Below are 19,932 nucleotides of genomic sequence, written 5' to 3'. Positions count from 1 at the left end.
TTTCTTATATTTGAATTTTTAAAAAAATATGAAAAAAACCTTACTTTTTTTATTGCTTTTTATAAGTTATAATGCAATAAGTCAGAAATATAATATTCCCTTTAGAAAAGGAAATCTTTGGGGAATTAGTGATAAAAATGGCACTCTATTACTAGAACCAAAATACGATTCTATTAACCCAAATATGTCTAACTTTAGATGGTTCATTTATAAAGACAATAAAGTAGGAATTCTTAATGACGATAACAAAGAAGTTTTAACACCAACTTACGATTCTATTTTCAGAAAACCAGTTCACAGCACTTATAACGAGTTTATAGTATATAAGGATAGTCATGTAGGATATGCTGATATAGATGGAAACTTCATACTCCCTATACAATATAAAATTATCAAAAAAGCCGATAATGATAGTTATAACAGATTACCTTTAAAGTTTTTTGTACAAAATGAAACAGAAATAAACTACAAGTTAATCAATACAAATACTACTGAAATTTTAACTAACATTCAGTTCTTCAAAGAAACAAATAATGGACTTTACATTATTCAAAAAGAAAATAAAGTAGGAGTTTATAATACTGTAAAAAACGAATGGAAAATAGCAAATACTTTTGATAGTATAAAGTACTTTAGTCATAAAGCCTTTCATGAGCCTAAAGAAGCTTATGAAAATATCAAATACTATGGAATTAAAAATAAAGTGTATTATCTATTTACAAGAGATTTTGAGCAGATAAATACTAAAATCAACAACTTTGAAGATTTTTTTGAACCTTTAAATGAAGAAAATTACGATTATATTGTAGAAGGAACAGTAAGTTCTAGTGATTTTGAAACTAAATTAGTTACTGGTGAAGCTTTTGTAGAAAACAATTCTTACTTATCAAAAGATCATTACAAAACACGTTTAAAAATTGAAATTATAAAAAATAAAAAAAAATACAGTATAATCACTAATAATATTGGTTTCAATTCAAAAAAAACAAAACAATATGATGAAATTAAACTTATTAAAAAGACTTACAACAATACTTATGATTGCAACTTTGCTCTAGTTAAAAACAAATTGAAATGGCAAATTTTAGATTTAGTAAAAAATGAAGTCATTCCAAATATTGAGTTTGATTCGGATGAGTTTCACAACTCTTATAAAGATGCATTGGTTTTAAAAAATAATTCAAAAATAGGAATTTGTATACTTAACGAAAGTAATCATGAAGAATCATATATTATTATCATTAATCCAGTTTATGATTCATTATCAACTATAGAATATATTAATTCTTTAGATGATAGTTATAAATTTTTCAAAGTATATTATTTTAAAAAAGATGGGAGAGTTTGCCCTGTTGGAAGCAATGGAATCAATTATTATAGAGATTAATCTAATTAAGATCAATTAATCTAAAAACTGAATAAAAAAAGAGCTTCATAATTGAAGCTCTTTTTTATAAATAATTTTATTTTAAAACTTAATTTCTTGTGAAGTCAAAACTCTGACCGTTAAAACTCAAGTTAAAGCTTTTTTTATCTTCTGAGAATTTAACTTCTAAACCTGCCTCTTCAAAACCAAACACATTATTACCCATATCTTCTAAAGGTAACGGTTGCTGACCTGAAGCATTTAAAATTAACTGATCATCTTCTTCAACAAACTCTACAGTAATAGGAATTTGTTTACTCGAAAATGAGCCTGTATAAGCGCTTAGTTTTCCAGGTGCTGGCGGAACAAATCCTTCCGTTTTCCATTTATTATTTGCATCATTAAAATCTGGCAAAACATTATCTGGATCCACTACAATTGTTTTTAATTCTTCCGTAGAATCAAAACTAAATGACCAAGAAGTATTTCTTTGCCAAATTTCTACAGGTAAATTAACACGTGTTTTTACTCCACTAACTGTTTCTACTTCTAAAACAACTGGCATTGCCATTTTTTCTAAGTTATCAATTGTAATAATAGCCCCATTTGCCGGATTATTTTTTACATATTTAACATCAGTAACCGCTTGATCAAGTCTCCAGTTGTTTAAAATCCAACCTCTCCAAAACCAACCTAAATCTTCACCTGAAGCATTCTCCATAGTTCTAAAGAAATCATCAGGAGTTGGATGTTTAAACGCCCAATTTTTTATATATGTTTTAAAAGCATCATCAAAACGATCAATTCCTAAAACATGTTCACGTAAAATAGCTAATGCTGTACCTGGTTTCATATAAGCTAATAAACCTAAGTTTCGTTCTTTCATTCCGTCTGGAGCGGTATAAACGGGTTCTAAACTTGGCTTAGTCATCATTTCTGCCATTAGGTGCATATTGAACTTCTTATCTTGATATTCGCCAGCATTAAAATCTTCAGCACTAACACCATTAATAAAAGTATTAAAACCTTCATCCATCCAAGCAAATTGTCTTTCATTTGAACCTACTATCATAGGAAACCATGCGTGACCAAATTCATGATCTGTAACTCCCCATAAAGAAGATCCTTTTGAAGAATATTTACAAAAAACAATTCCTGGATATTCCATTCCACCCTCGTTTCCTGCAACATTTATTGCAGCTGGATAAGGATATTCAAGCCATCTTTTTGAGTAACCTTCAATACTTCCTTTTGTATATTCAGTAGAACGGCTCCACGCTTTTTGACCTTCACTTTCTTCAGGATAAGCCGAAAGCGCCATTGATTTTTTTCCGCTAGGTAAGTTAATACGTGCTCCATCAATAATAAATGAAGCCGAAGAAGCCCAAGCAACATCTCTTGAATTAGTCATTTTAAACTTCCACGTTTTAGTTGCTGAAGTTTTGCTTGCTCTTTTAACATCTTCTAAAGAACGAATCATCACTGTACTTTCGCTTTCTTTCGCTTTATTCCAACGGTTTTGTTCTTCTTTACTCATTACTTCTGAAGCATTTGTAATTTCACCAGAACAAACTACAAAATGATTTGCAGGAACAGTTAATGCCATTTCAAAATCTCCATATTCACAGTAAAACTCACCTGCTCCTAAATAAGGTTGTGTATTCCAACCTCTTACATCATCATAAACTGCCATTTTTGGATACCATTGAGCAATTGTATAAATAGTTCCGTTTTTAGTAGGCAAATAGCCCATTCTATCTGAACCATATTCTGGAGAAATAAAAGAAAAATTAATTGCAATCTTTAATTTTCCACCATTAGCTTTTAAAGGTTTATCTAAATACACTTTCATGCGTGTATCTACAATTTCATATTTAGAAGCTTTCCCATTAATTGTTAACATGCTAATTTTATGTCCACCATCAAATTCTTCTCCTTTTGCTCCATTTCTTGATCCAGATACTGGTACAACAGCATTTCCACGAGAATCTTTTGCAAATAAGTTTTGATCTAAATACATCCAAATATAACTTAACTCATCTGGACTATTATTTGTATATGTTAAATTAACCGAACCTTTTATTTCATTCGTAGCTTCATTTAATGAAGCTGTTAATTTATAATCGGCTTTATTTTGCCAATATTTAGCCCCTGGTTTCCCACTTGCGGAACGCGTTTCCGAAGCATTTTTTGTGTAGAAATTTGGAGCAAATGCATCGTAATAACTATAGTTAGAATTTTGTGCAAATACACTAGAAAACCCTAAAAAAAGTAACGTAAAAACAGATGCTTTTAATAAAAATTTTTTCATAATTTATTATTTTTTGATTGTCTTATTAATTTTAAAATTAATAATTTTTATATTTAACAAATTAACAAAAAAAGAAGCAATAATTATTGACATCTTTAATTTCGCATCTTAAAATTTTCTTAAAAATGCTTTTTACACCTTTTCCTATACTAGAATCAGAACGTTTACGTTTTAGAAAACTAACCGATGATGATGCTCCAGAAATTTTTAAATTAAGAAGCGACCCAAAAACAATGGAATTTATTCCAAGACCATTACTTATTGATTTAGATGGTGCTTTAGCACATATAAAGGTAATTAATGACAATATTGATGCAAATAAAGATATAAATTGGGCTGTAACCGAAAAAAACAATGACAAATGCATTGGAATAATGGGGTTTCATAGAACGCAACCCGAACATTTTAGAACCGAATTAGGTTACATGATTCTTCCTGACTTTTCCGGAAAAGGTTATGTTACTGAAGGTGTGAATACAATTCTAGATTTTGCTTTTAATCAGTTACATTTTCATTCTATTGAAGCAGTAATAGATTCAAGACATATAGCTTCTGAACGTGTTTTAATTAAAAATGGCTTTTCTAAAGAAGCTCATTTTAAAGAAAATTTTTACTATAATAATGAATTTACAGATACAGTAATTTATAGCCTACTTAAACGAAATTTTATTAAATAAAAGAATATGACCGAATTTGAAAAACAATACAACGAAGTTAAGGTTCTTCTAGAATTTAACGATTTCAATCAAACCATAAAGAGAGTCATCGATTTTACCTTGGATACAGAAAACATAGATTTTTATAAAAAAACAAATGATTTTTTAAACTGGTACGATTTAAACGAAACTAGAACAGAAGAAAAGAAAGAAAAATTAACGGTATTATTAAATGAACTCTATTCTTTTTTAAGTTTTAAAGAATGTCACAATCATAAAACAATAATTTTGGTTAAAAATTTAGTAAAAGAATATAATTCTTCTTTTAAATTAGGGCCAATTGATTTAGATATTAAAACTGGTGAAATTATTGGTTTAGTTGGTGAAAACGGAAATGGAAAAACAACTTTATTACGTAGTTTATGCGGAGAATTACATCCAAGTTCTGGAAATATAACTTATCATTTTCAACATGATGGATTATATGATTTAAGATCAAAATTGGTTTATATACCTCAAAGAACAGATACTTGGCGAGGTTCTATGTATGAAAACTTAGAATTCACAGCGAGTTGTTATGGGTATTCTCCCGAAGAAAATAATTTAGTTGTTGATTTAGTAATTACACGATTAGGTTTACGAAAATTTAGAAATCATTTTTGGAACAATCTATCATCTGGTTACAAAATGCGTTTTGAACTAGCTCGAATGTTATTGAGAAAACCAAAAATTTTATTAATTGATGAACCGCTTGCTAATTTAGATATTTTAGCACAACAAACGATATTGGATGATTTTAGAAATATTGCCAATTCAGCTTTTAGACCAATAGCAATTGTACTAAGTTCACAACAATTATATGAAGTAGAAAAAACGTCGAACCAAGTCGTTTTCTTAAAACAAGGTTCACAAAAAAACTTAAACACAGAAAATGATGTAACTAAACATTGTATTATTGAATTTGAAAGTGAATTAAATTTAAGCGAATTAAAACAAGCCTTTTCATCAATAGAAATTATTTCGTTAGAACAAAATGGAGGAACTTTTATAGCTACTTTCCCAGAAGGGATTGAAATGAACGATTTTCTAAAAGTTGTTATCAATCAATCAATTTCTATATCATATTTACGAAATATTTCAAATTCAACGCGTCGCTTTTTTGTGAACTAAAAATAAATATCATGTTTAAAAATATACAAAAAAACTTATTATTAAAATATCCATTACTTTGGAATACCAAATTTGTTCCAATGCTTTTAATTGGATTTATTATTCATATTCTCTTTTTTGGATTAGGCTATATTGATGGAACCATTGATTTTTCAAATAAAATATTTGTAGACATAGAAGTTACCGCAGTGTTATTTGGCGTTTTATTAGTAATAATAATCACTATTTTGTGGTTAGTTAATTACTTCAAAAACAATTCTCTAAAATCTTATTATAGTAAGTCTAAAAATGCTTTGTTTTATGAATGGGTTCAAATTTTTATCATTTGTTTACTTTTAACCACTTTTTATATTCCTTTTAACTTTGGAAAACAATTACACCAACGCAGTTATTTTTCATTAGAAGAAACAAAAAACCGTTGTGAAACAATAAGTCTTGCTGATATTTTTATTGATGGTCATTTTGCTGAAACAGAAATTGACTCTGTTTTAAAAACTAATTTGACCCAAGAAGAAATTGATTCTCTTGGTCCAAATTTAAATGAACGATTTTATGAAGTTAATAACGGAACAAATGATACAAATTACATTAAATTTCATAAAAACCATGTCGTTTTTAATCAAAAAAAATACGATGATGAATCCTTGTTAAACAGGGAAATTTATGAGTTTTCAGTTATTTCTAATGAACAAGATTCTGTTAATAATTTAAAAGTAAAAAACTGGTTACATTCTAATAATCAGGAAGAAATAAAACAATTAATGACAAATTATTTAGAGTTAATTCATGAACATAATTTATTAACTAATTTAAGTGTTAAAAGTTGGTTTGAAAGCACATATAAAGCTCCAAATTTCATAAGTTTTTTATATATTTTTCCATATTTAGATAAAACTGAAGCTGAATATGATTACAACTATAACACTACATACGAAAAAGCATTTTCTAATAACAAAAAGGCTGTTAAATATTCTAAATATTATGTACAACAAGATGTTTTAAAAAAGAAATACAATATTGTTTCAAATGCATATACCAATTCATTTATAGAGTTTGAAGCGTTACTTGCCTTTTTTTATGGAGCTTTAGTTTTTTCGCTTTTAATTTTTTCATTTAAAGTTACATCAGGTAAAAGTTGGTTAATTGCAATTGTCGTTACTGGCGTTTTAAATATTATTTATGGAATTTTTGCAGCTGTTTCTGGCTCAGGAGAAATATATTCTTACTTAATGCTATTTACCCTTATTGGAATACTGTTTTATTTTATATCAATCTGTTTAAAGAAAAGAAAAAAAGAATACAGTAGAATTACATTAAATTTATTACTCTGGTCATTTTTTATGATAATTCCAATTATCTATTTTTTAATCCAAGAGTATTATCAAGCAAAAAAGTATTCATATGAATACATCCATAATTCGCCTGAATATAATTGGCTGAGAGATCATGTAGTGCACATGTTTACTATAAATTTTATTATAGCAGTTGTTGCTTTATTCTTTTTGTCAAAAATGATTAGAAACTGGAAAGGAATAGCAGAAGATTAAAATGAATATTAATATTTCAAACAACAGTATTTCAGCATCTATAAATAGTTTAGGTGCTGAATTAATTTCATTATCTAAAAACGATTTCAACTATATATGGAAAGTTGATGTACAATTTTGGAACAAAACTTCTCCCGTTTTATTTCCTATTGTGGGAAGTTTAAAGAATAATGAGTTTTCTATAAATGAAAAAAAATATTCGTTAAACAGACATGGTTTTGCTAGAGATTTAGAATTTGATCTGGTTGAACAAAAGGAAACTTCTGCTCTATTTTGTTTACGATCAAATGAGTCTACTTTAAAAAATTATCCGTTTGATTTTGAATTATTCATAAACTATGAACTTAAAAATGAAACACTTATTATTTCTTATAAAATAATTAATCTTTCCGAAACGAAAATGCCTTTTAATATTGGCGCACATCCTGCGTTTAATTTACCATACAAAACCAATGAGTATTCTTTAGAATTTAATGCTTTAGAAGATTTTAAAACACATCAGTTAGAAAATGGTTTATTCTCTGGAATTACTAAAAAAATTAATAATATTAAGGGTAAGATAATCCTGTCGGAAAGTTTGTTTGAAAAAGATGCATTGGTATTTAAAAACATAAAATCGACATCTGTAAATCTCAAGCATTTAGATAACGATTACTTAAAAATAAGCTTTTATAATTTTCCTCATTTAGGAATTTGGAAAAAAACAAATGCTCCTTTTTTATGCATTGAACCTTGGACGGGCTATGCTGATAACATTAATAGTAAAGGTAATATTTACCAAAAAGAAAGCATTCAAGAATTACACTCAAATGCTATATTTGAGTGTAAAATGAAAATTGAGATATAAAAAACCTGTTTTTCAACAGCATTTTTTATTAAATTATTTTGTAAATTCTATTTACAGGTATAACAACTCCTTGTTTTAAAATAACTCTATTATCAGTAACTCCCCATATTGTAGTTTCAACCATTTTATGAGACAAGTCATCTTCAAAATATATTTTTATTTTAACATGTTCTAGGTTTCCTAGAGTAAGAGCTCTATCTAAGTCTTGTTTTCTTTGTTTTACTTCGTCCATTTCCTCTAAAACCTCAGTATTAGGAAATGATAAAGAAGATATTAACTCTTTATCTATGATTTGATATTCTGTAGTCATGATTGTAAGATTAGTTTATTGGGTAATACTAAAATTAAACAATTTCTTTAAATAATCTTACTTTTTAATATGAAAATTATTTAAAACATTTTAACTTAAGTAAAAAAGCCCCGTAAAAACAGGGCTTTTAACTAATCAAAATCAGGTGAATTAGAACTTCATTCCAATACCAAAACCTAATAACCATGGATCAATATCAACTTCAGCAGGAATACTTAATCCTGGAGCTAAATTTGAAGCATCAACAGTTACATCTGTACTTAAGAATAAACGTTTTGCGTCTACGTTAATAAAGAACTTATCATTTATCATTAAATCAAAACCTATCTGAGCTGCATATCCTAATGCATTATCGTAAGAAACATCAGCAACATCACCAGACTTAACATTATAAAACAGTGTATAATTTAATCCTGCACCAATATATGGTTTAAATACTTTTTCACTTGAAGTATAAAAATGGTATTGGGCAGTTAATGTTGGAGGTAATAACCAAACACTTCCTAAATCTACATTACCCGCAGCGCTATTTACAACACCTACATCATGTTTAGATGTTCCTAAAATTAATTCTGCAGCAATATGATCTGTAAAGAAATAAGTAAAATCTAATTCAGGAATAAATGTATTAGAAAGTGTAACATCACCACCTATAATACCAACCTTAGAATCTTCATTTGGCACTACACCAACACCTCTTAACCTTACTAATAAATCACCTTTACTAACTCCTTTAATTGCGTTATTACTAACTTCTTCTTGAGCTGACATGAAAGTCACATTCATTAATGACATTGCCATTAAAGCAAAAACTATTTTTTTCATTTTTATTTGTTTTTAATTATTACACAAATTTACCGCTACATTACTACTCAAATAATGACAAATATCATAGATGAAAAAAAAATAAAACTTATTTAAAATATTACAGAAAGTTAGAAATTATTATACATTTGTAGTCCTATGCAAAAAAACGCAAACATACTTAACAAAAGAGCTCGTTTTGATTATGAAATACTTGATAAATACAATGCAGGTATAGTATTAACCGGAACAGAAATAAAATCTATTCGTTTAGGTAAAGCTTCTATTGCCGAAAGTTTTTGTGAATTTAACAATGGCGAACTTTTTTTAATAAATGCTACTATAGAAGAGTATTTATACGGCACCCATTATAATCATAGAGCTAAAAGTGAACGAAAATTACTTTTAAACAAAAAAGAGTTAAAAAAATTAAATAAAGATAGTGACAATAAAGGCTTAACTATTGTACCTCTTCGTTTGTATACTAACGAAAAAGGTTTGGCCAAAATTGAAATTGCACTTTGTAGAGGTAAAAAGAATTATGATAAACGTGAATCATTAAAAGAAAAAGACACTAAGAGAGATATTGATAGAATTAAGAAGAGTTTTTAACTTTTAAACCTATTCTTTTGAAAGAATTACTTAAAAATGCTAGAATAGAAAAGCAGTTTTCTACAAGAAAACTAGCTGAACTTACTTCAATTGATCAAGCGTTGATTAGTAAATTTGAAAATGGAAATAGAATTCCTACAAAAATTCAAATTCAAAAACTTGTTGAAATCTTAAATCTTAACCTAAAAACAACTTTAGTTGCTTGGTATAAGGTTAAACTACAAAACGAATTTGATCTAAACCCTTTTGTAATTCAAGCCATTACCGAACTTTTCAACGAAAAAGGATTTGATATTGTAAAACAAGAAAACAAAGCCGAAATAGCTTCTATTTTAGATGAAATTGAAATTCTAAAACAAAAACTTACTAATTTAAAATAGTTAGTTTTTATCTTCTAAAAGCGGCACAAATCTAAACTCACCATATTCGTGTTTTTCAAATTGAGTTTCGTTTTTACGAATCAGCATTGTCATAATTTGGTTTTCTTCGCCTAATGGGATGACCAGCTTTCCTCCAACTTTTAATTGTGCCATTAACGGTTGTGGAATAAAAGGTGCTCCAGCAGTAACAATAATACTATCAAATGGAGCAACTTCTGGCAATCCTTTATAACCATCACCAAATATTAGTTTTTTGGGGTTAAAACCTAATTTTGGTAATAATAACGAAGTTCTTTTAAACAATTTGTTTTGTCTTTCAATACTGTAAACTGTTGCTCCCATTGCACATAAAACAGCTGTTTGATAACCACTACCTGTTCCAATTTCAAGAATTTTATCATCCTTTTTAATGTCTAACAATTCGCTTTGAAAAGCAACCGTGTAAGGTTGTGAAATAGTTTGGTCGGCACCAATAGGAAACGCTTTATCTTGATAAGCAAAATTTTCAAAACTTGAATCTAAAAACAAATGACGAGGAATTAATCGTATAGCATCTAATACATTTTTAGATCTAATTCCTTTTTCCTCTAGCAGTTTAGCCAATTGATTTCTAAGTCCTTGATGTTTTGATGTATCGTTCAATTTGAGGTAGTTTTGTTTTTGTAAAAATATACCAAAAAAATCAAAATACAAACGCAATTTCAACAGATAAACACAAAGTATAATCTCTTAAACTTTTAAACCTATAAACTTTTAATCTTTAAACTAAAATAGTACTTTTGATAAAATTTAGTTTTATGATAAAAATTGGCGTACTAGGTGCTGGTCATTTAGGAAAAATACATTTACGATTATTAAAACAATCAGAAAAATACGAATTAGTTGGGTTTTACGATCCATTTGAAGAAAATGCAAATAAAGTTGCAGCTGAATTTGGTTATAAAAAATTCGACACAATTGCAGAATTAATTGCTGCAGTTGATGTTGTTGACATTGTAACTCCTACTCTTTCTCATCATGATTGTGCGGTAGAAGTTATAAAAGCTGGAAAACATGTTTTCATTGAAAAACCAATTTCTAATACGGTTGCTGAAGCAGAAGAAATAATGGCTTTGGCAAAAGAATATAACGTAAAAGGACAAGTAGGTCATGTGGAACGATTTAATCCTGCGTTTACTGCAGTAAAAAATCAAATCCAAAACCCAATGTTTATCGAAACACATCGTTTAGCCGAATTCAATCCACGTGGCACAGATGTCCCTGTAGTTTTAGATTTAATGATTCATGATATTGATGCCATTTTAAGCGTTGTGAAATCAAAAGTAAAATCGGTTCATGCTAGTGGCGTTTCGGTTTTAAGCCAATCGCCTGATATTTCAAATGCGCGTATCGAATTTGAAAACGGTTGTGTTGCCAATATTACTTCGAGTAGAATTTCTATGAAAAACATGCGTAAATCGCGTTTTTTCCAAAAAGACGCCTACATCTCAGTTGATTATTTAGATAAAGTTTGTGAAATTGTAAAAATGAAAGATGCACCTGAAGTTCCTGGCGATTTTGACATGATTTTACAAAATGCAGAAGGCGAGAAAAAACAAATCTATTTTGACAATCCAACTGTTGAACCAAACAATGCCATTTTAGATGAGTTGAATGCTTTCGCAGATGCAATAAACAACAATACAACTCCCATTGTAACTTTAGAAGACGGAACGGAAGCACTTCGTGTTGCTTACATGATTATTGATTCAATGGAAAAAAATTAAAAAAAAATTCAATTTATAAATTGAATAAAATCTATATTTTAAATAAAACAAAATGAAACAAATAGCTGTAATTGGAGCAGGTACAATGGGTAACGGAATTGCGCACACATTTGCTCAGTCAGGATTTACTGTAAAATTAATCGATATTTCTGAAAAATCATTGGAAAAAGGAATGGCAACTATTGCTAATAACCTAGACAGAATGGTTTCTAAAGGTGTTATTTCAGAAGATGATAAACACAAAACGATTTCAAACATCATAACTTATACCGACATTAAAGATGGTGTTGTAGGATGTGATTTAGTGGTTGAAGCTGCAACAGAAAATGTAGGTTTAAAAATGAACATTTTTAAGCAATTAAGTGACGTTTGTGACCATAATGTAATTTTAGCTTCAAATACTTCTTCTATTTCTATTACTCAAATCGCTGCACAAGTGGTTCATCCAGAAAGAGTAATTGGAATGCACTTTATGAATCCGGTGCCAATTATGAAATTGGTTGAGATTATTCGTGGTTATTCTACTTCAAATGAAGTGACTAAAATAATCATGGATTTATCTGTTAAATTAGGAAAAACTCCAACAGAAGTTAACGATTATCCTGGTTTTGTAGCCAATAGAATCTTAATGCCAATGATTAACGAAGCTATCGAAACTTTATACAACGGTGTTGCAGGTGTAGAAGAAATTGATACGGTTATGAAATTAGGAATGGGGCACCCAATGGGACCATTGCAATTAGCTGACTTTATTGGACTTGACGTATGTTTAGCTATCTTAAATGTAATGTACGACGGATTTAAAAATCCTAAATATGCACCTTGTCCGTTATTAGTAAACATGGTAATGGCTGGAAAACTTGGAGCAAAATCTGGGGAAGGTTTCTACGATTATGCAGAAAGCAGAAAAGCAGAGAAAGTTTCTTCTCAATTTAGTAAATAATTAACAATGGATAGTTGACAATTGATAATTTGAATTAATTATCAATTGTTAATTGTCAATTATCAATTGCATGAATGAGTAAAATAATTCCTTTTAAAGCAGTTCGTCCTACAACCGATAAAGTTGGACTAGTAACCTGTAGAAACTACGAAGACTATAGTGCTGCTGAGCTTGCTGCTTGGTTAAACTTTAATCCGTATTCCTTTTTACACATTATAAATCCGGCGTATCAAAATGTACACAACATTAGTTTAGAAAAACGTTTTAAAGGAGTTGCAAATAAATTTCAAGATTTTAAAAACAACCGTGTTTTTATTGAGGATGAAATTCCAGCATTTTATTTGTACGAAATAAAAACAAAAAATGATGTTTTTACGGGTATTATTGCTGGTGCATCGGTTGAAGATTATAAAAATGATGTCATTAAAAAACACGAAGACACGTTACAATATCGTGTAGAAATGTTTAAAGATTACTTACATCAAACACGTTTTAATACAGAACCTGTTTTAATCACCTATCCAGATAGTATTGAACTAAATACTTGGATTCTACTAAAAAAGAAAAACAGAGCCATTTATGAATTTTCTACAACCAATAAAGAAAAACATACACTTTGGAAAATAGATACGCAAAGCGATATCGATTGGCTTGAAAATCATTTTGAAGAAATTCCGAATTTATATATTGCCGATGGTCATCATCGTTCGGCTTCAGCTGAGTTGCTTTTAGAACAAGACCAACATTTAGGCAATCCTAATTTGAATTACTTTATGAGCTTTTTAATTGCCGAAAGTAATGTGAAAATTTATGAATTCAACAGAATTATTCGTGATTTAAACGGATTTACCAAAGAAGCTTTTTTGGAAAAATTAGCAGAAAATTTCGAAATTGAATCTAAAGAACAAGAACTTTGGAAACCGCAAAATAAGAAAGAATTTGGAATGTATTTAGATGAAAAATTCTATGCTTTAGTATTCAAATATAAAGAACAACGAGAAGGAATAAAACAAAAACTTGATGCTCAAATTTTATACGATACTGTACTTCAGCCTTTATTAGGAATTGGCGATTTACGTAACGACGAACGTATTGATTACATTTCTGGAAAGCAATCGGTTACGGCAATTAAAGAAAAGGTTGATGATGGCGAATTTGCTGTTGGATTTATGCTGTATCCATCCAACATTAATGAAATTAAAGCTTTTGCCGACAATAATTTAATTATGCCTCCAAAAAGTACGTACATTGAACCTAAGTTTAGAAGTGGACTTGTGGTGTATGAACTTTAGAAAAAAGAACCAAGAGAAAAGAGAAAAGAGAAAAGAAGAAAGAGGATAGGCACAAACTTGTCATTCTGAGGAACGAAGAATCTCATATTACTTATAAATGAAAAAAATATTTTTGTTATTCTTTTTTACTTCATTTTGCTTTTCGCAAAGTGAAAAGTTTTCAGTTTCTGAAATTGATAGTATTGCTAAAACTTCAAAAAACAAAATTCAATCAAGTGGGATTATTAAGAAAAATAAAAAAACAATAGGAGAATTTAATTTAACAGAGATTTTTTTTAATAAAAAACCTATTTATTCAAGCTACGGAGAAAACACAATTGATAAAGTATATAAGATAAATCATTTTTATGAATTATATTTTTCAAATGAAAATCCAATTTTAGTAAAAATATCTATTTCGAGAATTAATAAAAAAACTAATATTGAAGAAAAATTTAAAGTAGAATTAAGTGAAAACAATCTTTATTCTTTCAAAGAAATATCAAATCCATTTTCATTAGTTCTAAGACTTAAAATTAATTCATTACTATTTGATATTATCAACCATAAATATCCTAACTAATGCCAATAGTAACAAACCTAAACAACATAAAATCTTCATTACCTGAACATGTAACTTTAGTTGCGGTTTCAAAAACAAAACCTAATGCAGATATTTTAGAAGCCTACAATGCTGGTCAACGCATTTTTGGAGAAAACAAAATCCAAGAAATGGCTGAAAAATGGGAACAAATGCCAAAAGACATTCAATGGCACATGATAGGTCATGTACAAACCAACAAGGTAAAATACATGGCGCCATTTGTGAGCTTGGTTCATGGTGTTGATAGTTTTAAACTTTTGAAAGAAATCAATAAACAAGCGGCAAAAAACAATAGAATCATAGATTGCTTACTTCAGGTTTTTATAGCCGAAGAAGAAACTAAATTTGGTTTAGATGAAAAGGAATTGAATGAGATTCTTATTTCTGAGGAGTTTAAAGAACTTAAAAATATAAAAATTGTTGGCTTAATGGGAATGGCTACATTTACAGATAATCAAACGCAAATTGAAAAGGAATTTAAAAATTTGAAAGCCATTTTTGACAAACTGAAAACTGAAAACTATCAACTGAATACTCTTTCAATGGGAATGTCTGGCGATTATAAATTAGCTATCTCATGCGGAAGTACAATGGTTCGAATAGGAAGTAGTATCTTTGGCGGAAGGAATTAATTGAAGATTGATAATTAACGATTTTTGATTTAAGAATAAAAAAACTGAATACTAACAACTGAACACTGAATACTTGTATTGCATACTCGACATAGAAACCACTGGCGGACAATATAATGAAGAAGGAATTACCGAAATAGCCATTTACAAATACAATGGTCATGAAGTAGTAGACCAATTCATTAGTTTAGTAAATCCAGAAAAACCAATTCAACCTTTTGTGGTAAAATTAACTGGTATTAATAATGCCATGCTTCGTTCTGCACCAAAATTTCATGAAGTTGCAAAACGTATTATTGAAATTACCGAAGGTTGTATTATAGTAGCTCACAATACTGTTTTTGATTACCGAATTTTAAAAACTGAATTTAGAAGATTAGGATACGATTTTAAAAAACAAACACTTTGTACAGTAGAATTATCCAAAAAATTAATTCCAGAGCAAGAATCTTATAGTTTAGGAAAATTGGTGCGTTCATTAGGAATTCCGGTAACGGACAGACATAGAGCAAGCGGAGATGCATTAGCAACTGTAAAGCTATTTAAACTTTTACTTTCTAAAGATGCAACTAAAGAAATTGTAAAGAGTTTTATTAAAACAGAAGTAAAATCGGGATTAAGTCCAAAATTATTAGATTTAGTAGAAACAATGCCTTCAAAAACAGGAATTTACTACATTCATAATGAAAAAGGCGATATCATTTACATTGGTAAAAGTAAAAACATCAAGAAAAGAATCAATCAGCATTTTACAGGAACAAGCACAAAAAGCAAGAAAATGCAACGCGATGTTTACGCCGTAACTTTTGAAGAAACAGGGAGTGAACTTATTGCATTATTAAAAGAAAGTGAAGAAATAAAAATCAATAAACCCATTTATAATAGAGCACAACGAAAAACTTTATTTCCGTGGGCTTTGTATGTTGAAAAGAATGAGAAAGGATATTTAGCAATTAAAATTGCAAAATCTGACGGAAGAAAAAAAGAAATTACCTCTTTTACAACTTCACAAGATGCAAAAAATGCTTTGTTTCGCATGACAGAGCAATTTAATCTTTGTCAAAAAATAAACGGTTTATACGATACTAAAAAAAGTTGTTTTCAATATGATATAGAACAATGTTTTGGCGCTTGTATAGATAAAGAAACTCCTGAAAACTATAATGTTCGAGTAAAAGAATGTATTGCAAAAAATTCTTTTGAAAATCAAAACATGGTTGTAGTTGATGTAGGAAGAAATAAAAGTGAACGAACTGCCGTATTAATTGAAAATGGAGTGTATAAAGGTTATGCTTTTTATGATTTAAATTATCAAATTTCTAATATTGAGATATTGAAAAAAATCATCATTCCAATGCAAAATAATAAAGATGTACGAACAATTATTCAATCGTACATTAGGAAAAAGAAAGCTTTAAAAATAGTACGGTTTTAATTGATTATATTTGTTTTTATTTAATTGAAATGTTAAGAGTAAAACCTTTTTTAGAAAAATTAAGACAAAAAGTCTACATTATCATTTATGGAACAAATACTGTTTCTGGAAGGCTTTTTGATTTAATTCTTTTAGCAGTTATTGTTTTGAGTGTTATTTTAGTAATGCTAGAAACTGTTGAAGGTTTTGATACTAACTACCATGATGAAGTTGTTTTTTTAGAATGGACTATAACTATTTTTTTTAGTATTGAATACATACTTCGAATAATAACTACTAAAAAACCTTTAAGATATATATTCAGCTTTTATGGAATAATTGACTTAATCGCTGTTTTACCAATGTATCTTTCGCTTTTCTTAACAGGTACAAGTGTTTTAACTATAGTTAGAGCATTTAGATTATTACGATTATTTAAAATTCTAAACCATCCTAAGTTTACCGGACAATCTTTACATTTAAGAGAAGCTTTAATTGCAAGTAGAAACAAAATATTAGTGTTTATTTACTTTGTTTTAATTAGTACTGTTTTTATTGGTTCATTAATGTATGTTGTGGAAGGAAAGGAAAGTGGATTTACAAGTATTCCAATGAGTATTTATTGGACAATTGTAACACTTACAACTGTTGGCTATGGCGATATTTCTCCAGTAACTCCATTAGGACAATTTATAGCTTCATTTGTAATGATTTTAGGTTATGGAATAATTGCCGTTCCTACAGGAATTGTATCAGCTGAAATTGCAATGCAACCTACCCATAACGAAGATAATGTTGATGACACAATTAGATGTGCTGTTTGCAATATAGATAATCAACCAAAAAATGCCAATTATTGTTATAACTGCGGAAACACTTTATTAGATGGCTAATTACCTGATTACTATTATTGGTCCAACAGCAATTGGAAAAACAGCTTTAAGTATTCGATTAGCGCAATATTTTAATTGCGATATTATTTCGTGCGATAGTCGTCAATTTTACAAAGAAACTTCCATTGGTACAGCTGTTCCATCAAAAGAAGAGTTAGCTGCAGCTAAACATCATTTCATTCAAAATAAATCCATTTTAGACAATTATAATGTAGGCGATTTTGAACGTGATGCGATTGAAAAACTTGATGAATTATTTCAGGAAAATAATGTTCAAATAATGGTTGGTGGTTCGGGTTTATATGTAAACGCCATATTAAATGGTTTTGATGATTTTCCAAGTATTGATGAATCTATTCGAACTCAATTAAATAATAATTTTAATGAAAAAGGATTAGATTATTTGGTAGAAACTTTAAAAGATTTAGATTTAGATTACTATAATTTTATTGCAGAAAATAATCCGCAGACTTTTAAAAATCCGCAACGAATGAAACGCTTTGTTGAAGTTTGCATTGGAACCGGAAAACCTTATTCGTCGTTTTTAAAAAAGAAAAGCAACACGCGTAACTTCACTCCTATTATTATTGGTTTAGAAGCTGACAGAGAAGTTATGTACAATAGAATTGAACAACGCGTTGATATAATGATGAATGAAGGTTTGTTAAAAGAAGTTGAATCAGTTTTTATTCATAAAAATTTAAATGCATTGCAAACTGTTGGCTATAGAGAATTATTTGATTATTTAGACAACAAAACAACTTTAGATACTGCAATTGAAGAAATTAAGAAAAACACACGCCGTTTTGCAAAAAGACAACTTACTTGGTTTAAACGAACTGAAAACGCTATGTGGTTTGATTATTTAGAAGATCGGAAAAATATCATAAATAAAATAGAATCAATAATTACCAAATAGAATTTAAATGCCAATAGCTCCAAATTTTACTTCAATCCTAGAACAAGAATACGAAATCAACTTTTTACTTTGTTATCCAAATGGTTTTTTAAAATATACTGAACTTTGCAATTTACTTCAAATAACAGCAGGCAATCATGCCGATTTAGGAGGAATTAGCTATTTAGATATGCAAGCGCATCATCAAGCTTGGGTAATGAGTAGAATGCGACTAGAAGTGGAAAAACTTCCTAAATGGGGAGATAAAGTTATCATTAAAACTTGGATTAAAACTTTAGAAAATTCACGATCAATTCGTTGCATGGAAATGTATTTAAATAATGAAAAAATAGTGGGTTGTGAAAGTTATTGGGCAGTTATTAATACAAAAACTAGAAGACCCGATAATTTAGAGTTACCTCATAATCATTTTGAAAAATTCAATATAAATGCTACAAATCAAGATACAATAAAAATTGAAATTGATGAAAATGCGCAAGAAATAGGAATTCGAAAAGTTGTTTTATCTGATTTAGATATTGTAAATCATGTAAACAATGTTAAATATATGGAATGGTGTTTTGATGTTGAAAATCCAGAACGTCTTTTAAAACAAGAGTTAAAAGCAATGGATATTAATTTTATGCGCGAATTAAATTTAGGAGACGAAGCTATCATTAAAGAAAGTAAAATGGAAAAAAAATCTATTTATACTATAGAAAAAGAGAACAAAAAAGCATACGCACTTAAAATAGATTGGAAATAAAAAAAGCGCCTTAACAGCGCTTTTTTATTTCATTATTTTCTTACTACTAATCTAAAACCTTCGCCGTGAATATTTAATATTTCAACGTTTTCATCTTGCTTTAAATATTTTCTTAGTTTAGCAATGTATACATCCATACTACGAGAAGTAAAGTAATTATCATCTCTCCATATCTTTGTTAATGCTAATTCTCTTGGCATTAAATCATTTTCATGTAATGCTAACATTTTCAGCAACTCACATTCTTTTGGAGAAAGCTTTATTGGCTCTTCTTTTAAATAAGTTAAAAATCTTAATTTAGAGTTTAAATGAAAATTACCAATCATAAATTCAAACTTAGTTGTATCTGGTTTTATTTCAGAAGCTTTTCTTGTCATGATGGCTTTTATCTTCATCAATAAAACTTCAGAATCAAAAGGTTTATTTAAATAATCATCTGCACCAACTTTATATCCTTTTAAAACATCTTCTTTTAATGTTTTTGCAGTTAAAAATATAATTGGTACTTCTTGATTTTTCTCACGAATTTCTCTAGCTAAAGTATAACCGTCTTTATAAGGCATCATAACATCAAGAATACAAAGATCAAAAACCTCTCTTTTAAACTTTTCAAAACCTTCCATACCATTTTTAGCTAAAGTAACATCGAAGTCATTTAACATTAAATAGTCTTTTAATATAGCTCCGAAGTTAGGATCATCTTCTACTAATAAAATTTTTCTAGCTTCCATATTTTTATTTT

Annotated in this window: 21 protein-coding genes; 16 read left to right on the top strand and 5 right to left on the bottom strand. The window is 28.6% G+C overall.

The window, feature by feature from the left end; translation table 11 throughout:
- Window positions 1–28: 28 nt before the first annotated feature.
- Entirely contained in the window at window positions 29–1,387 is a 1,359-nt protein-coding gene (locus tag OLM55_RS07350; RefSeq protein WP_264558268.1) for a WG repeat-containing protein, read from the top strand.
- An 88-nt stretch (window positions 1,388–1,475) separates the two neighbouring features.
- Here OLM55_RS07350 and OLM55_RS07345 read toward each other — a convergent pair whose 3' ends face one another.
- Entirely contained in the window at window positions 1,476–3,677 is a 2,202-nt protein-coding gene (locus tag OLM55_RS07345; protein ID WP_264558267.1) for a M1 family metallopeptidase, read from the bottom strand.
- 125 nt (window positions 3,678–3,802) lie between these two features.
- Between OLM55_RS07345 and OLM55_RS07340 the strand changes: the two genes are divergently transcribed.
- Genes OLM55_RS07340 through OLM55_RS07325 form a run of 4 tightly spaced genes read left to right on the top strand, consistent with a single transcriptional unit; the run spans window position 3,803 to window position 7,897 of the window.
- Complete coding sequence (locus OLM55_RS07340; RefSeq protein WP_264558266.1) at window positions 3,803–4,354, top strand: GNAT family N-acetyltransferase; 552 nt, start codon at window positions 3,803–3,805, stop codon at window positions 4,352–4,354.
- Window positions 4,355–4,360: 6 nt separating this feature from the next.
- Window positions 4,361–5,503 (top strand): ATP-binding cassette domain-containing protein, encoded by a 1,143-nt coding sequence (locus OLM55_RS07335; RefSeq protein ID WP_264558265.1) that lies wholly within the window; start codon window positions 4,361–4,363, stop codon window positions 5,501–5,503.
- A gap of 11 nt (window positions 5,504–5,514) precedes the next feature.
- Window positions 5,515–7,050 carry a hypothetical protein gene (locus OLM55_RS07330; RefSeq protein WP_264558264.1) on the top strand — a complete coding sequence of 512 codons (1,536 nt, stop codon included), beginning with the start codon at window positions 5,515–5,517 and terminating at the stop codon, window positions 7,048–7,050.
- 1 nt (window position 7,051) lies between these two features.
- The gene (locus tag OLM55_RS07325; RefSeq protein ID WP_264558263.1) at window positions 7,052–7,897 is read left to right on the top strand and encodes an aldose 1-epimerase family protein; all 846 of its coding nucleotides are present in this window, start codon (window positions 7,052–7,054) and stop codon (window positions 7,895–7,897) included.
- Between the two features lie 28 nt (window positions 7,898–7,925).
- On the opposite strand, the gene OLM55_RS07320 is transcribed toward OLM55_RS07325, so the two are convergent.
- Together OLM55_RS07320 and OLM55_RS07315 are read right to left on the bottom strand one after the other, a co-directional pair.
- Window positions 7,926–8,207, bottom strand: coding sequence for a hypothetical protein (locus tag OLM55_RS07320; protein ID WP_264558262.1), 282 nt, complete (start codon window positions 8,205–8,207; stop codon window positions 7,926–7,928).
- A 150-nt stretch (window positions 8,208–8,357) separates the two neighbouring features.
- A complete protein-coding gene (locus tag OLM55_RS07315; RefSeq protein ID WP_264558261.1) occupies window positions 8,358–9,032 on the bottom strand; it encodes an OmpW/AlkL family protein in 675 nt (224 codons plus the stop codon).
- A gap of 138 nt (window positions 9,033–9,170) precedes the next feature.
- Between OLM55_RS07315 and smpB the strand changes: the two genes are divergently transcribed.
- Together smpB and OLM55_RS07305 are read left to right on the top strand one after the other, a co-directional pair.
- Window positions 9,171–9,623, top strand: a complete 453-nt coding sequence (gene smpB / locus OLM55_RS07310) for an SsrA-binding protein SmpB (protein ID WP_264558260.1) — start codon at window positions 9,171–9,173, stop codon at window positions 9,621–9,623.
- A gap of 17 nt (window positions 9,624–9,640) precedes the next feature.
- Complete coding sequence (locus OLM55_RS07305) at window positions 9,641–10,003, top strand: helix-turn-helix domain-containing protein (protein ID WP_264558259.1); 363 nt, start codon at window positions 9,641–9,643, stop codon at window positions 10,001–10,003.
- Here OLM55_RS07305 and OLM55_RS07300 read toward each other — a convergent pair whose 3' ends face one another.
- The gene (locus OLM55_RS07300; RefSeq protein WP_264558258.1) at window positions 10,004–10,645 is read right to left on the bottom strand and encodes a protein-L-isoaspartate(D-aspartate) O-methyltransferase; all 642 of its coding nucleotides are present in this window, start codon (window positions 10,643–10,645) and stop codon (window positions 10,004–10,006) included.
- 155 nt (window positions 10,646–10,800) lie between these two features.
- Between OLM55_RS07300 and OLM55_RS07295 the strand changes: the two genes are divergently transcribed.
- The 9 genes from OLM55_RS07295 to OLM55_RS07255 all read left to right on the top strand — a co-directional run bounded on the left by OLM55_RS07295 (window position 10,801) and on the right by OLM55_RS07255 (window position 19,190).
- Entirely contained in the window at window positions 10,801–11,769 is a 969-nt protein-coding gene (locus OLM55_RS07295) for a Gfo/Idh/MocA family protein (RefSeq protein WP_264558257.1), read from the top strand.
- Between the two features lie 52 nt (window positions 11,770–11,821).
- Window positions 11,822–12,712, top strand: coding sequence for a 3-hydroxyacyl-CoA dehydrogenase family protein (locus OLM55_RS07290; protein WP_264558256.1), 891 nt, complete (start codon window positions 11,822–11,824; stop codon window positions 12,710–12,712).
- Between the two features lie 74 nt (window positions 12,713–12,786).
- On the top strand, window positions 12,787–14,004 hold the full coding sequence (locus OLM55_RS07285; protein WP_264558255.1) for a DUF1015 domain-containing protein: 1,218 nt from the start codon (window positions 12,787–12,789) through the stop codon (window positions 14,002–14,004).
- A 97-nt stretch (window positions 14,005–14,101) separates the two neighbouring features.
- On the top strand, window positions 14,102–14,566 hold the full coding sequence (locus OLM55_RS07280) for a hypothetical protein (protein ID WP_264558254.1): 465 nt from the start codon (window positions 14,102–14,104) through the stop codon (window positions 14,564–14,566).
- Window positions 14,566–15,219 (top strand): YggS family pyridoxal phosphate-dependent enzyme, encoded by a 654-nt coding sequence (locus OLM55_RS07275; RefSeq protein WP_264558253.1) that lies wholly within the window; start codon window positions 14,566–14,568, stop codon window positions 15,217–15,219. Before OLM55_RS07280 ends, OLM55_RS07275 begins: the two co-directional genes overlap by 1 nt.
- Before the next feature lie 73 nt (window positions 15,220–15,292).
- Window positions 15,293–16,654 (top strand): exonuclease domain-containing protein, encoded by a 1,362-nt coding sequence (locus OLM55_RS07270; protein ID WP_264558252.1) that lies wholly within the window; start codon window positions 15,293–15,295, stop codon window positions 16,652–16,654.
- A 29-nt stretch (window positions 16,655–16,683) separates the two neighbouring features.
- Complete coding sequence (locus OLM55_RS07265; protein ID WP_264558251.1) at window positions 16,684–17,526, top strand: ion transporter; 843 nt, start codon at window positions 16,684–16,686, stop codon at window positions 17,524–17,526.
- Window positions 17,519–18,445 carry a tRNA (adenosine(37)-N6)-dimethylallyltransferase MiaA gene (miaA, locus tag OLM55_RS07260; RefSeq protein WP_264558250.1) on the top strand — a complete coding sequence of 309 codons (927 nt, stop codon included), beginning with the start codon at window positions 17,519–17,521 and terminating at the stop codon, window positions 18,443–18,445. Before OLM55_RS07265 ends, miaA begins: the two co-directional genes overlap by 8 nt.
- Before the next feature lie 7 nt (window positions 18,446–18,452).
- Entirely contained in the window at window positions 18,453–19,190 is a 738-nt protein-coding gene (locus OLM55_RS07255; protein ID WP_264558249.1) for an acyl-[acyl-carrier-protein] thioesterase, read from the top strand.
- A 32-nt stretch (window positions 19,191–19,222) separates the two neighbouring features.
- Here the strand turns inward: OLM55_RS07255 and OLM55_RS07250 are convergent, their stop codons facing one another.
- Complete coding sequence (locus tag OLM55_RS07250; RefSeq protein WP_264558248.1) at window positions 19,223–19,921, bottom strand: response regulator transcription factor; 699 nt, start codon at window positions 19,919–19,921, stop codon at window positions 19,223–19,225.
- Window positions 19,922–19,932 lie beyond the last annotated feature (11 nt).

Source organism: Flavobacterium sp. N2270 (genome assembly GCF_025947225.1).
In the GTDB taxonomy this organism is placed as follows: domain Bacteria; phylum Bacteroidota; class Bacteroidia; order Flavobacteriales; family Flavobacteriaceae; genus Flavobacterium.
The sequence above is the reverse complement of the archived record's forward strand: the minus strand, read 5'-3'. Positions and strand labels throughout refer to the sequence as shown.

Excerpts from the sequence above, each read along its gene's own strand:
- OLM55_RS07350 (WP_264558268.1), top strand. The coding sequence starts at position 29 with ATGAAAAAAACCTTACTTTTTTTATTGCTTTTTATAAGTTATAATGCA.
- OLM55_RS07345 (WP_264558267.1), bottom strand. The coding sequence starts at position 3,677 with ATGAAAAAATTTTTATTAAAAGCATCTGTTTTTACGTTACTTTTTTTA.
- OLM55_RS07340 (WP_264558266.1), top strand. The coding sequence starts at position 3,803 with ATGCTTTTTACACCTTTTCCTATACTAGAATCAGAACGTTTACGTTTT.
- OLM55_RS07335 (WP_264558265.1), top strand. The coding sequence starts at position 4,361 with ATGACCGAATTTGAAAAACAATACAACGAAGTTAAGGTTCTTCTAGAA.
- OLM55_RS07330 (WP_264558264.1), top strand. The coding sequence starts at position 5,515 with ATGTTTAAAAATATACAAAAAAACTTATTATTAAAATATCCATTACTT.
- OLM55_RS07325 (WP_264558263.1), top strand. The coding sequence starts at position 7,052 with ATGAATATTAATATTTCAAACAACAGTATTTCAGCATCTATAAATAGT.
- OLM55_RS07320 (WP_264558262.1), bottom strand. The coding sequence starts at position 8,207 with ATGACTACAGAATATCAAATCATAGATAAAGAGTTAATATCTTCTTTA.
- OLM55_RS07315 (WP_264558261.1), bottom strand. The coding sequence starts at position 9,032 with ATGAAAAAAATAGTTTTTGCTTTAATGGCAATGTCATTAATGAATGTG.
- smpB (WP_264558260.1), top strand. The coding sequence starts at position 9,171 with ATGCAAAAAAACGCAAACATACTTAACAAAAGAGCTCGTTTTGATTAT.
- OLM55_RS07295 (WP_264558257.1), top strand. The coding sequence starts at position 10,801 with ATGATAAAAATTGGCGTACTAGGTGCTGGTCATTTAGGAAAAATACAT.
- OLM55_RS07290 (WP_264558256.1), top strand. The coding sequence starts at position 11,822 with ATGAAACAAATAGCTGTAATTGGAGCAGGTACAATGGGTAACGGAATT.
- OLM55_RS07285 (WP_264558255.1), top strand. The coding sequence starts at position 12,787 with ATGAGTAAAATAATTCCTTTTAAAGCAGTTCGTCCTACAACCGATAAA.
- OLM55_RS07280 (WP_264558254.1), top strand. The coding sequence starts at position 14,102 with ATGAAAAAAATATTTTTGTTATTCTTTTTTACTTCATTTTGCTTTTCG.
- OLM55_RS07275 (WP_264558253.1), top strand. The coding sequence starts at position 14,566 with ATGCCAATAGTAACAAACCTAAACAACATAAAATCTTCATTACCTGAA.
- OLM55_RS07265 (WP_264558251.1), top strand. The coding sequence starts at position 16,684 with ATGTTAAGAGTAAAACCTTTTTTAGAAAAATTAAGACAAAAAGTCTAC.
- miaA (WP_264558250.1), top strand. The coding sequence starts at position 17,519 with ATGGCTAATTACCTGATTACTATTATTGGTCCAACAGCAATTGGAAAA.
- OLM55_RS07255 (WP_264558249.1), top strand. The coding sequence starts at position 18,453 with ATGCCAATAGCTCCAAATTTTACTTCAATCCTAGAACAAGAATACGAA.
- OLM55_RS07250 (WP_264558248.1), bottom strand. The coding sequence starts at position 19,921 with ATGGAAGCTAGAAAAATTTTATTAGTAGAAGATGATCCTAACTTCGGA.